This window comes from Flavobacterium sp. Arc2 (genome assembly GCF_041431385.1).
Taxonomy (GTDB): domain Bacteria; phylum Bacteroidota; class Bacteroidia; order Flavobacteriales; family Flavobacteriaceae; genus Flavobacterium.
The window spans coordinates 51674-64310 of record NZ_JASMRH010000010.1; the positions used below are offsets into that span (position 1 = coordinate 51674).

Sequence of the window (12637 nt, forward strand, 5' to 3'; positions counted from 1 at the left end):
ATTAGTTTTTTTTTTGTAATAATACTTACGCCATCATCCCCCTAACAAAAACCTCCACAAACTCCTTCATTTTAGCAATGATTCTATCTCCAATAACTCTTGCTTGAAGGATACTGGGTCTATTGTCTAAACATTGAAAAACCTCATCTTTTATAGGCTCACGACCACTGTAGATATAGGCATCGATTAAGGCTTTGAATTGTGCTTTGTCAAGGTGTTCCTCTTCACATAGTTTGCCTAAAGCGAGTACCTTTTGGTCTTGCCAGAATTTTTCAAACTCATCGTCAATGTTATCACCGTCTTTAATATATGGCATATTTTCATCGATAAATTTCTGAATCAATTCCCTTTTGCTTCTTAGATGGATATCACCTCCCAAGAGATCTATAATGGCTTTTCTTTGTGCAGCTGCTGCAGCTCCTTTTTCTCCTTTCAGTTGTGCTAACAATTTCAGGATATAGGCAACATTGATTTGGTCTCTATGAATTAATTCTAACTCAAAATCAATATCATCCAAAATCGATGTTTTTTGCTTTTCGGTATCTCGTTTAACTTTCTCGTACAAATCAAGATACTTGCTTTTGTATTTTTCAAATTCCTGTTCCTCAATAGGTAAATCGTCCCAATCAAAATCAGTGTAGGATTGCAAGACATTCATGGCTCGCATTAATTTCCTAAAAGCTTGAACAAACTGGGCTTCGTCTTCTTCGCTTTCTAAATCATTTACACTTTGATAGGTAGGAGCAATTTCTCGTAAGAGTTCCAGAGCTTGATCAAACTTCTTCGCTATGGCTTCATAATCGGGCATAGTAACGACTTCAATTGCCTCTTTATTTGAAAACAAAGTAATGGCGTCGTCTGTGGCTTTTTTGAGATTTCTAAAAGACAAAATATTTCCTTGTGATTTCTGTTCACCGAGTATTCGATTTGTTCTTGAAAACGCCTGAATTAAGCCGTGCTGCTTCAAGTTCTTATCTACATACAAGGTGTTTACTTTTTTAGCATCAAAACCCGTAAGCATCATGTTCACAACGATGACAATATCCAATCGGTCTTTTTCATTGTTGAAACTTTCCTTCTCTCTATCTTTTAATCGTTTGCTTATGTTTTGGAAATATTTTTGAAACGATTCACTATCCTTGGTCGTGTAACTCGTACCATACATAGTGTTATAATCGCCAATATAGCTTTCTAATTTATCTCGGCTGTGACTTGATTTATAAGTGGCTCTTGGTTCTGCCGCCCAATCGTATTCTACTTCATCATCTGGAAGGCTATCATTTGCTTCATCTGAATCTTCATTAGTACCATAAGTGAAAATAGTAGCAATACGCAAATCGTGTTCTCCTGCTTCTTTCTTCTTGTGGAATAGGTCGTAATACTGCATCACATTATCGATACTGCTTACTGCTAGCAGGGCTGAATAATCTTTATTAAAGGTCTTTTGATCGTGATAGGCAATGATGTAATCAACGATTTTATTGAGTCTTTTTTCAGAGTTCAATACTTCTTGTTTGTCAATTTCTTCGACTTCGATGTCTATAAAAGTATTGCTCTTGTTTTTATATTTCCCCACGTATTCTATTCCAAAACGCAATACATTTTGATCTCGAATAGCATCCGTAATTACATATTTATGCAGGCAGTTGCCAAACAAATCTTTGGTAGTGCGTTTTCCTAAATCATTCTTGGAAGCGTTCTCGGCAAATATGGGCGTTCCTGTAAAACCTATCAGTTGACTTTTCTCGAAGAACTTGGTAATGCGTTCGTGTGTTTCTCCAAACTGAGAGCGGTGGCATTCATCAAAAATAAAGACAATCTTCTTATGTCGTAACGGCTCGATACTGCCTTTGAAACGATCAGATACTGCATTGTTTAATTTTTGAATAGTAGTAAGCACCAACTTGGTATTATCAGTCAATTGGCGTACTAAGGATTGTGTATTATCCGTGACATCAACACTGTCTTTTTTGAACGCATTAAACTCGGTCATGGTTTGGTAATCCAAATCTTTTCTATCGACTACAAAAACGACTTTGTACACCTCTGGCAATTCCATCACGATTTGGCTTGCCTTGAATGAAGTTAAGGTTTTACCCGAACCTGTGGTGTGCCATATGTAAGCGTTCTCGCTAGAGTTTTTGACTTGGTTGATAATGGCTTCCGTAGCAAAATATTGATACGGTCGCAAGATCATCATCACTTTATGGGTTTCATTAATCACGATATAATGCGCTATCATTTTACCCAAATGTGCAGGGTTTAAAAATGCAGCGGCAAACTCAGTTAACTCGGTGGTGTTTTTATTATTGGCATCAGCCCAAAAGAAAGTTTGCTTAACCGATTGCAGTTTATTGTTGGCCAAATACTTTGTATTTACGCCATTGCTTATCACAAACAATTGCACGTATTGAAACAGACCGTGATTGCTCCAAAAAGAATGGTTCTGGTAGCGATTGACTTGGTTGAAAGCCTCTTTGATTTCGATGCCCGAACGTTTGAGTTCTATTTGTACCAACGGCAAACCATTGACCAAAAGCGTCACATCATAACGATTCTTATAACTTCCTTCAATACTGATTTGATTGGTAACCTGAAATAGATTTTTACTATTATCCTCGGTATTGAAAAAGCGAACATAAAACGAAGTGCCATCTTCCTTAGTCAATTGAAAACGGTCTCGTAGCGTCTTGGCTTTTTCGAATACATTGCCTTTGGCTAAATGATTGAGTATGGCATCAAACTCTTTGACAGTAAAAGTAGTATCGTTAAAAAGGGCTAATTGACTTTGTAGGTTAGCAACCAAAGCGGCGCCATCCTGTATTTTAACGGACGCATAGCTTTGATCCTGTAATTGCTTGATTAAGTTGTTTTCTAGTACTGCTTCAGATTGGTGGCTCATAATTTTATACAAATAACTGTTACTACACCATTTCTATGTATTTATAATAAATTCAGCATCTTTATCAACTAACTGATTCACATTGATGGTAGGAAGAATAAATTTATTAAATTCCGTACCCTCAGTTTTTGCGTGTAATACCCCTCTTGAAGTTCCGATAGTTAACATTGTCAGATGGGCCATGAAATTTTTAGGAAAAACAATCACGTCTTCTTTACGGAAGGATTCCCAAGCATTTGGATCTATTGCAAAATGACAACTTACTTGAATTTTAATAAATGTTTTCTTTGCCTGTTCAAATGTAAAAGTTGCAAAAACGCCAATTAATTTTTGCTCCTCATTAATTTTGAATTCTAAGGAAGTTGTAATATTCAATTCTTTTTTAGAAGAATATTTCTCTTCAAATAAAGCAAATTGTTCTGTTTTAATTGCTGCTAAAGCAAAACCTATAGATTCATTTTCCATTACGCAGTTTGTTCGAAATAGTTATACTTTTCAGAAATAGGGTTATACTCCATTTTAAATTCTTTCTTAGCCAGTAAAGTTTTATCGGCTAGCTTGACTCTAGTTTTTGGAGCAAAGTATCTTTCAGTTTTAGTGATTGCCACTTCCGAAACACTTTTTTCTTCAATATTTTCATAGTATGAAGCTAAAATTGGAATCTTTAAAATGCTTTGAAGTTTAATTTGAGTTTCCAATGTAAGGTTTTCTTGGCCCTTTACAATTTTGGTGATTTGTTGTGGAGTTACCCCCATTTCACTTGCCAATTTTCTTTGAGACCATCTAATTTCTTCTAACTTATCCAGCACTTTTAGCGCAATATTTTGAGATTCTCTCAACATTGCTCTGTTTTTTATCCTATCTCTGTTTTTAGCAACTGTATTGGTTGTTTCAGGTGAAACCAAGGCTATAAATTTTTCCTTATTCCTCATTTTAGTTCGTTTATAAGTTCGTAAAAAGAATCTTTATCAACAATTGTATTTTCTTGTAAATATGCTTTTGCCGCTTTAATTTTTGTTAATTCTTTATTAGAATCGGGATGATCTTGCATCGTTTGACTCATTTTAATTGCTCCTCCAGTAATCACGAAACAATTTTCATCAATTTTAACGGCGTACAATCGAATTCCATTTCTCTCTATTTTTCCTTTTTGTAATGAAAGTGCTTTTATTCCTGATTCGCTATCAAAAAGGGTTCTGAAATAATATTCTAAAGGTTCTTTGTTTGTTGTAATTTCTTCTAGTAAATCTTGTATTTGTTCAGCGTCTTTTAATCTGTCTTTTACAAATTGATTTACATTGTCTATTGAATTGTTTTTTGCATAGTTTCTAAGGTAACTTACATCTGTCCAATTATCCATTAGTCGATCGTACTCATTATCTGCTTCTCCATCGTAGTGGAAAGCAAATAATGTGGGTGCAAATATATCAACTATTTTCATTTAATCAACTTATAGGTTTACTTTTTTATTGTTCTTAACAAATGTTTCACACAAACAGTTGCTGCAACAAGCCCTTTTTAAAGCTCTGCGTTTGATTAATTTGTTGGTTGGTAATTTCTATTTTAGCATCGATACTCGATAAGAAATTGGCGATTTTTTGCTGTTCTTCGAGGCAAGGAAATAAAATCAAATATGATGAGTATTGAGGTGCTGTTAATTGAGGTACTCCAGTACTTTCAGGATATATATTAATAAGATTTAAAGCATATTGTGAAAACAAAACATCAATGTTTTTTTTAGGCTTTAATATTAATAACCTAACAATTGGATAAAATTTTTCAAACCTTGCATTCGCTATACCTAATGCTCCTCTCCCAGAAACTGTAATACAATTATAATCAATTTTATACAAATCAGAATACCCATATAGTCCTTTTGCTTTTTCAGAATTTGCATATATAGGATATTTAAATTTTTCAGTTTTTATTTTGCTTGAATTCTCTAAATTCACATCACCGCCAGCTTTTATTTGAAAATAATCACTAATTCTCTTCTCCTCCCAATCCGCATAATCATTTCCATTCTCATCTTTAAACCGTAATTTACCAGAGAACAATTGTTGCATTAGGCCTTTTTTGTATTGTTCTAACAATTCCTTTTTGCGGGAAAGTTGCTGTATTTTTTCATCGACAACACTTAAAAAAGAAGCTATTTTTTGTTGTTCTGGGAGAGTTGGAATATTAAATCGAAAATCACCCATTTGCTCTAAATTCAAATTAGGTTGAGCTCCTACACTTATACTTTGAGAAATATATTTCTTCATTACTTCAGACTGCAAAATCTGTGAAATATATCTTAAACATTTAAAATCTTTTAAGCGTATTATTGCTAATGCTTGATTTGTATTTGCTGGCAATATCTCTTTAGTCACGATTGCCGTTTTTCCTATAGTTGCACCAGCTATAGCAAATAACAAATCGTTTTCCCTAAGAATAGACCTTTTTAATTCTTTGTTATGAATTGATTCATCAATAAACGCGCATCTTTCTTTATTTATTAATATCCCATTTAACCCTTCAATTTTAATGAAATTTACTCCTTCTTTTGAGAATGAACTTGGGGTCGTTCCTTTGGTTATGAGATTTGTTAAATCTTTTAATTTTTTCAATTCCCATTCACCCTCAAACTCCTGAAACCTCAATTGAGGAACAAGTGTTTTTTTAGCTTTGCTCCGTTCGCCTGTGGCTTGGGTCTTTTCGATATGTAAGGTTGCTGTACTCATTAAAATGGGGTTTCGATTCCTAGTTCCGTACAAAATTCAGCAATGGTTTCATCTGTCGTATTTCCAAGCGCTGCTAATTCCCTTAATTCAGTAGTTATGGCTGCTAAATCAACGGCATCTTCCTCTTCAAACGTATCTACATAACGAGGGATATTCAGGTTGTAATCGTTGGTTTCTACTTCACTTAAAGGAGCAATATGGCTGTATTTATCTTCAGCTGTTCTGCTTTCGTAAGTGCTTATAATTTTATCAATGTCCTCTTTGCGCAACATATTTTGGGTTTTCACCTTTTCGTAATGTTGGCTGGCATCAATAAACAATATGTTATTTGTGTTTTCTCTCTTTTTCTTCAAGACCAAAATGCAAGTCGGGATACTCGTGCCGTAAAAAATATTGGCTGGCAAGCCTATCACGGCATCGATATAATTTTTTTCTTGCATTAAATACTGGCGTATGTGACCTTCGGCACCACCACGAAACAAAACGCCGTGGGGCAAAACAATTGCCATTGTCCCATTATCGTCCAGCTGGTGTACCATGTGTTGCACAAAGGCAAAATCAGCTTTACTAGATGGAGCGAGTTTCCCGTAAGCCGAGAAACGGTCGTCGTTCATAAATAAAGGACTGGCAGACCAATTAGCAGAAAAAGGGGGATTAGCCACAATGGCTTCAAAACGCATGTCTAAATGTAGCGGTCGCTCTAAGGTGTCTTCGTTCTTGATATCGAAACGCTTGTAATGCACATCGTGCATAATCATATTCATGCGACACAAGTTGTAAGTCGTAGGATTCATCTCCTGACCATAAAAAGCACTTACGTTTTTTACTTCTTTGGCCACACGCAACAGCAACGAACCCGAACCACAAGTGGGATCGTACACGCTCTTAAGTTGGTCTTTGCCTGCCGTTACAATTTGTGCCAAGACACTACTTACTTGTTGTGGGGTATAAAATTCACCTGCTTTTTTACCTGCGCCACTGGCAAACTGTCCTATTAAATATTCGTAGGCATCACCCAGAACGTCACTATCCGTGTTTTCAAGATCAAAATCAATTTCATCGAGATGCACAAGGACTTTTACGATGAGTTCGTTTTTGTCGGCTTCTGATTTTCCTAGTTTGTGAGAGGTTAAATCCAAGTCAGCAAATAGGTTCCCGAAATCTTCTTCGCTTTCGGACCCCATAGTACTTTGCTCAATGTGCGTAAGTACTTTGGCCAAGTCCCCTAGAATGAAATTGTTTTTTCCTCCTGCGTTTCCTCTTTGCGCCAATTCTGAAAATAAATCAGCTGGCTCTAAGAAAAAGCCCAGTTTGTCAATAGCGAGTTGTTTTATTTCTTGCATCAATAATGCCTCATCAGCATGTCCTGTGACTTCTTGAAAGGTCAAACCGTCTGGTTTTAGTATGGTGTTAGCATACAAATCCATTTTAGTACTGAGGTACTTGTAGAAGATAAAACCTAATATGTAATCTCTAAAATCATCGGCATCCATCTTCCCACGAAGGGTGTTAGCAATGTTCCAGAGTTGTTGTTCTAATTTTTGTTTTTGTTCTGCTGCCATTAAGCAATTTTTGTATTAAAATATTTATGAAGCTAAAGTATTCATTATATCCTAATTTGTAATGAGGAAAACCGTAATTACTGTAAATAAATTGGTGTTTTTACTTTCTTATTATTTCTTTTAGAGTGTTTTTGTTGTCTTTGAGGATATTAGTGAAGTTAATTAATGCCTCTTTCTCCGCAGTAAAACAACCCTAGCCATTGTAAATAAAGGCGTCATGATTTTTTATTTATAATATATCCCCACATTATCCCCACAATTTTCTCTTTTTATTTTTTATTAAGTTTAAAAAAAATACGATTTGATTTAAAAGATTGATGTTAGATTAATATTTTCATCAAACGAGTTCGTTTATAGTACAAATTGGTTTTTTAATACTGACTTTTTTTAACCTAATTATTTTCAAAAGAAAAAGAAAAAAAAGAAAGTTGTCCTTACTGAGAAGGTTTCAAATTAAGTCAAGTTTTTTTTGAAAAAATACTACCCAACTGTTCTTGCTTATTTTAACCGTGTTTGTAAAGTCGGATTATGAATTAAAAAAGTAAGGGTGGAGATTTTTTAAAAAACCCGTAGGGCTTGAACTTTACTATTTGAAACCGTAGCCGACTTTCACTTTCTTTTTATTTATTTTTTTGTAGCAGGATGTTTCTTGTGGAATCGGCAATCAACCACCCCCAAGCACCGCAGAAAATGATAATTGTAGCGATAGCGGAAATTATTGTTTTTCGAGGAGCGAAGAGGCGGTGTTGCGGCAATCGAACTGCCACCATAGATGCGAAAGGTGAGCGTAGGTACGCAGCGAAACGAAGCAGATATGAGCGGGAAACGGCGGGGAAAAATATAAGATAGCCTTTGGCGTTCCTTGATTTATGGCAAAGTGATAACGGAGCCAACCCCGATGGTTGTGCGAAGGAGCTACCGCTGAAAAAACTAAGGGCGACAGACATAATACGGCTGGAATGTAGTGAAACGTAGCTTGCGGAGTGTAACGAAATGAAGCGGTATTGTGGATGTAATAGCCCGACCGAACGCAGGAAGTGACCGTGTGAAGATGAGGAACGAAACAGCGCAAAAAATATAGCTGCTGTATTTCAAGCTGCTGTATTTTTTTTGTGCTGTGAAGTGTCTGTGGAATGGAGGGAAACCTACGCTATTGAATAGAACTACTTAATTGCTTATTTACCGATAATGTTATTATGGAAATGTAAGGTTGACCGACTGAAACAGCCGAACGGAACAAAGGGAACGACCGAAGAGAGACCGATTGATTGCCTTTTTCCTAGTGTACATCTTACTTTCTTTTTAATTCACTTTAAAATTAATTCTGAGTCAAATCCGGTTATTGCAGTGTCTGCTCTCCATTGTATTAAGTTTTTATACTGCTACATTGATACATTGTTATATTGATGCACTTCTCCATAATTAATTCTTAAACTTGTTCTCGAGATTTAATCAATTTCAACGTCTTCTAGTAATTGATTGTGAATGCCTAACATTCAAATTTTGAGCGTTTAATTGATTGATAGATTTATTACTTTCAGTATTTTCAATTCTTCGAGCTAGCTCTTGCTTTTCTAGTGGAGTTCCATTTTTTAAAATATTCTGGTTTTCAAATTTTTCACGTTTTTGTCTTTTGTAATTAAAATTACGGTCGAAAGATCTTTCATTGAGATTGATCCAGTTTACGCGGTCAAAACCTACTTGATATGTATTAGTCCCTATTTTTCTAGACGTGTTTTTCTCGTTACAAGTAGGACTTAATTTAAGTCGTTGGCTTTTATCTTTTCTTGAAACAATGATATGTATATGCGACTGTAATCCTTTTTTATATGCTCCTGAAACTTCGGTTCCATTGATGACTTCTTGATCAGTTCCTTTAAATTTTCTAAAGTGTTCAATTTTTCCGAAATACAATAAATCACTTCCTGAACTAATTCCCTTATCTTGACGGTTAAAATTGAGAGCGTAATTATCCATCACTTTACGTCCATATTCCCTAATGAGTGTATTATATTTTTCAAGTTCAATTAAATTTAAATCCCAAACACTTTGCAGGTCTCTTTTACCAGTAGCTTCAAATGCTATTTGATTTAATTCGTTAGCACTAAAGCTTATCGTGGGAGCAAAGTATTTTGCATCATTTGCAGCTAATTTTTTCTTATTATTATCGATAGAACTAATGACCTCTATAGTGCTTACGTTTGTTTCTGTAGAAGTAAAAAACCCTTGTTTCCTTCTTTCGATTTCGAGGGATTCACTACTAGACTTAGATTTTGATATAATTTTGTCCAATTCTTCATTTTCTTTTTCTAAATAGACAGCCAGATTAGAACAACTTCCTTTGTTGTCGGCTGCAAGAGAGCTGTGTGGTTTAGATATTGGCATTATGTGAAAAGAGTTTTAAGTTTATTAATCGTTCCAGATTTGTTTTTGTCATCAATCAATTCACAAATATGTAAGATCGCTTTTCTGTTTTTCTGCAGTTCAGCAATCACCATAGCATTTCTGTCAATATCAGCTTTATTCATCTTGTTCATGATCTCGAGATATGATTTTTTTATTTCAGCTTTCTGTTCAGAATGTTGCCTTAAGACTTCGTTTATTTCTTTTATTAATTTTACTGTTTCTTCTTTTTGGGCTTTTTGATAATTAAATACATCTTGTCGCAAGGGTTTCAAAATATCTCTTTCTTGTACTTTTAAGAAGGAAACGATTCTTTTGTCCAAAGCAGCAACCATTACAGATGGATTACTATTGACTGCATTTTTTGGATCAATCCCCGTTTTCTTGAAATAGTAAATCATTTCCTGAACTAGAGTACCGTAATTCATTCGTAAACTTTCAGATAATTTTGTTAGTTCCGAATGCGCTTTTGGATCGATAATAATACTTTTTTTAGTCATAATTATATTTTTTAATACTGTTAATCAATTGGTTACGCATTTATCATATTTAAATTATAAAATCTTATAAACTTCATTCTTAAAGAAAGCCTTATTTTCAAGGCTTTGGCCTCGCAGAGCAAGTAGGATAGGGGTTTTTCCGCCCCTGTCCTACTTGCTATCCTTTCGGAGACAACAAGATAATTTATAAACAACATTTTTTAAATGGGCTTATATTTACATAAGTATTCATTTAAGTCTTTACATTCTGAATATTTGAACCGTTCATCCTTTGCTGCTGGTAATCGTTCCGTAATCAATTTGGTATATTTATCTCCCGTACTATCATTATCCAAATACAATTCAATTACTTTGTATTTCTCTAAAATGGATATATTCTTCACTACTAATGCAGCCGAATTTAATATCAAATAATCTGATTCATTTATATTTTTTTCATCACTAATTTGAAGGAAACTTAAATAGTCAAAGAAACCCTCAAAAATTTTTACAACTGTACATCCATTATCAATTAGTGTGATATCCTTTTTTTTAATGCAGGATTTTGAATATTTTGACCGGAGCTCCCAGCCATCACTTTTATTCTTGAAACCTATTGCGAAGTATTTTTTTTGGTTGATTTCATAATGAACCTCTTCTATTTGCATTAAAGCATACGAATTTGTTATTCCCCTACTTACTAAATACTGTTTTAAGGCGCTATGTTCAATTCTTTTTACGATTAACACATTATTACAATCTCCTTCCTTTTTTCTTTCGTAAGCAATTGCTACTTGCTTTTGAAAAGAAAAAGTATCACAGCTTTGTAAATACTTTAAAGCTTCGCTTACCGTACATTTTTTTAGTTTAACTATAAGATCTACCACATTGCCACCTATTTGCTCGCCATGGTCATACCATCGATTTAATTTCAAATTAAGCTTAAATGAAGCTGAATTTTCAGATCGAAAAGGAGACAAGTACCAACTTTCTTTTCCATTAGTACTTATGTGTTCATATCCTAGATTTTGTAATATTTCTACTATTGAAATATCTCGTGCTTGTGCTATATTCATTGTGTTTTTTTTTAGGGTAGAAAAAAATGTTGAAAAGTGATGAATTGATGACAAAACTACTTTAAGCCAATACTGCAAAGGAATTAGACCGTCATCAATTTGTCATCACGTCATCATTTTCGGGTTCTTTTTTTTTCTTGTCATCATTTTTTGTCATCACTTTTTATTTTGATGACAAAATGATGACAAGCTTAAGCCTTATAAATAGCGGGCTGAAAGCCTATTCTCATCAATTCATCACTTTATCGGCTAAAAATTTTCTAGAAACCGAATAATACCTCCCTTTGGATTGATTTTGATAAAAATCCAAATCCATTGTTATTGTAATTTTTTGGTATTGATTTGAGTTTTTTGCAGGCTCCAGTTCCCATATTTCACGAACGATTTTTTTTATTTCAACAGCATCATATTTCAATCTGAATTTGTTTAGAATATTTAGTAAATCTGAAAAACAAAATTCCAGAGCTTCAATATCTAAACTCTCCATTGTATTCATTAGCACGTTAGCTAGTTCAGCTTCCACTTTACTACTATTGAATCTAACCAATCTTTGTAAAGCTTTGGTTTTTATCTGTTGCGGAGTAAACCACATTCGAGATTGATTTTCAGTAGAGAGTTCTCTATTGGTCAGGAAATTTAAAAATGCAGGAATTTCAGATATCAATTTTTCTAAAAAATGAACGTCTTCCTTCTCAAACTTTTCAATTTTCAACACCCAAAACCGAATTTCATCTGCATCAATTTTTATAAATGAGGTTTCATTATTGGAGCATAAAATAAATTTTCCAAAAAATTGTGACTCTTTTTTATCTTTACCTTTCGATTCGGTTTTATGAGAATTAGTAGTCGATAAGTATTTGATTCTCTCGGTTAATTCATCTGTCTTAAATAAAACTTCATCCACGGCAATAATTAGTTTTGAAGTCCAATCTGCATTAAATTGAGAGGTAAAGTCACTATTAGTTAGAAAAGTCATATTGAACTCAAAAATGACTTTCAGCCACTTTAAGAATGTTGACTTACCCGTAGCTCTTTCTTTACTCACCAAACAAAGAATTGGGAGTATTTGAGTAGGTTTTAAATACAGGATTTGCAGATAATCAATTCCCATTTCTTTTTGATCTCCAAAAATGTGGTTTAAAAAAATCATCGTATTAGAAATATCTCCTTTTTCAGGAGATTTACTAATTTGATGATAGGTGTTGTAATAGTCCTGAACTCTTTTTTTAAAGTGTTCAGGGCGGTTTTCTGGAATGCATATAAAACCATCAAAGCGTTCTATCTCTGAAAGTGTATTTTTTCCATGATCTTGGCGTATTAGTTCGGAACTCCAAACCACTAGTATTTCGATAAAATCACCATTTAATGACGGGTATAATGATTTCTTGAAGTAGGTAGTTCCTACTCTTAAATATAAGTTTTTCATATACAATTAGAATTAATTGTATCTTTGAGAGATACAAAGGAGTTACAAATAAAATAGAGCACAATA

At 34.0% G+C, this 12637-nt stretch carries 10 protein-coding genes; all 10 read right to left on the reverse strand.

The window, feature by feature from the left end:
• Positions 1 to 25: 25 nt before the first annotated feature.
• The 10 genes from QO182_RS08755 to QO182_RS08800 all read right to left on the reverse strand — a co-directional run bounded on the left by QO182_RS08755 (position 26) and on the right by QO182_RS08800 (position 12571).
• Entirely contained in the window at positions 26 to 2902 is a 2877-nt protein-coding gene (locus QO182_RS08755; protein WP_371561051.1) for a type I restriction endonuclease subunit R, read from the reverse strand.
• 33 nt (positions 2903 to 2935) lie between these two features.
• Positions 2936 to 3367, reverse strand: a complete 432-nt coding sequence (locus QO182_RS08760; protein WP_371561053.1) for a hypothetical protein — start codon at positions 3365 to 3367, stop codon at positions 2936 to 2938.
• The gene (locus QO182_RS08765; protein WP_371561055.1) at positions 3367 to 3834 is read right to left on the reverse strand and encodes a transcriptional regulator; all 468 of its coding nucleotides are present in this window, start codon (positions 3832 to 3834) and stop codon (positions 3367 to 3369) included. Before QO182_RS08765 ends, QO182_RS08760 begins: the two co-directional genes overlap by 1 nt.
• Positions 3831 to 4343, reverse strand: coding sequence for a hypothetical protein (locus QO182_RS08770; RefSeq protein ID WP_371561057.1), 513 nt, complete (start codon positions 4341 to 4343; stop codon positions 3831 to 3833). Before QO182_RS08770 ends, QO182_RS08765 begins: the two co-directional genes overlap by 4 nt.
• A 46-nt stretch (positions 4344 to 4389) precedes the next feature.
• Entirely contained in the window at positions 4390 to 5625 is a 1236-nt protein-coding gene (locus QO182_RS08775; protein ID WP_371561059.1) for a restriction endonuclease subunit S, read from the reverse strand.
• Entirely contained in the window at positions 5625 to 7187 is a 1563-nt protein-coding gene (locus QO182_RS08780) for a type I restriction-modification system subunit M (RefSeq protein WP_371561061.1), read from the reverse strand. Before QO182_RS08780 ends, QO182_RS08775 begins: the two co-directional genes overlap by 1 nt.
• A 1458-nt stretch (positions 7188 to 8645) precedes the next feature.
• The gene (locus tag QO182_RS08785) at positions 8646 to 9572 is read right to left on the reverse strand and encodes a DUF5712 family protein (protein ID WP_371561063.1); all 927 of its coding nucleotides are present in this window, start codon (positions 9570 to 9572) and stop codon (positions 8646 to 8648) included.
• A complete protein-coding gene (locus QO182_RS08790) occupies positions 9572 to 10090 on the reverse strand; it encodes a BfmA/BtgA family mobilization protein (RefSeq protein WP_371561065.1) in 519 nt (172 codons plus the stop codon). The genes QO182_RS08785 and QO182_RS08790 overlap by 1 nt, the downstream gene beginning before the upstream one ends.
• A gap of 200 nt (positions 10091 to 10290) precedes the next feature.
• The gene (locus QO182_RS08795; RefSeq protein ID WP_371561067.1) at positions 10291 to 11145 is read right to left on the reverse strand and encodes a toprim domain-containing protein; all 855 of its coding nucleotides are present in this window, start codon (positions 11143 to 11145) and stop codon (positions 10291 to 10293) included.
• 229 nt (positions 11146 to 11374) lie between these two features.
• A complete protein-coding gene (locus QO182_RS08800) occupies positions 11375 to 12571 on the reverse strand; it encodes a primase-helicase family protein (RefSeq protein WP_371561069.1) in 1197 nt (398 codons plus the stop codon).
• Between the last annotated feature and the right edge of the window lie 66 nt (positions 12572 to 12637).

Excerpts from the sequence above, each read along its gene's own strand:
- QO182_RS08770 (WP_371561057.1), bottom strand. The coding sequence starts at position 4,343 with ATGAAAATAGTTGATATATTTGCACCCACATTATTTGCTTTCCACTAC.
- QO182_RS08780 (WP_371561061.1), bottom strand. The coding sequence starts at position 7,187 with ATGGCAGCAGAACAAAAACAAAAATTAGAACAACAACTCTGGAACATT.
- QO182_RS08785 (WP_371561063.1), bottom strand. The coding sequence starts at position 9,572 with ATGCCAATATCTAAACCACACAGCTCTCTTGCAGCCGACAACAAAGGA.
- QO182_RS08795 (WP_371561067.1), bottom strand. The coding sequence starts at position 11,145 with ATGAATATAGCACAAGCACGAGATATTTCAATAGTAGAAATATTACAA.
- QO182_RS08800 (WP_371561069.1), bottom strand. The coding sequence starts at position 12,571 with ATGAAAAACTTATATTTAAGAGTAGGAACTACCTACTTCAAGAAATCA.
- QO182_RS08760 (WP_371561053.1), bottom strand. The coding sequence starts at position 3,367 with ATGGAAAATGAATCTATAGGTTTTGCTTTAGCAGCAATTAAAACAGAA.
- QO182_RS08765 (WP_371561055.1), bottom strand. The coding sequence starts at position 3,834 with ATGAGGAATAAGGAAAAATTTATAGCCTTGGTTTCACCTGAAACAACC.
- QO182_RS08775 (WP_371561059.1), bottom strand. The coding sequence starts at position 5,625 with ATGAGTACAGCAACCTTACATATCGAAAAGACCCAAGCCACAGGCGAA.
- QO182_RS08755 (WP_371561051.1), bottom strand. The coding sequence starts at position 2,902 with ATGAGCCACCAATCTGAAGCAGTACTAGAAAACAACTTAATCAAGCAA.
- QO182_RS08790 (WP_371561065.1), bottom strand. The coding sequence starts at position 10,090 with ATGACTAAAAAAAGTATTATTATCGATCCAAAAGCGCATTCGGAACTA.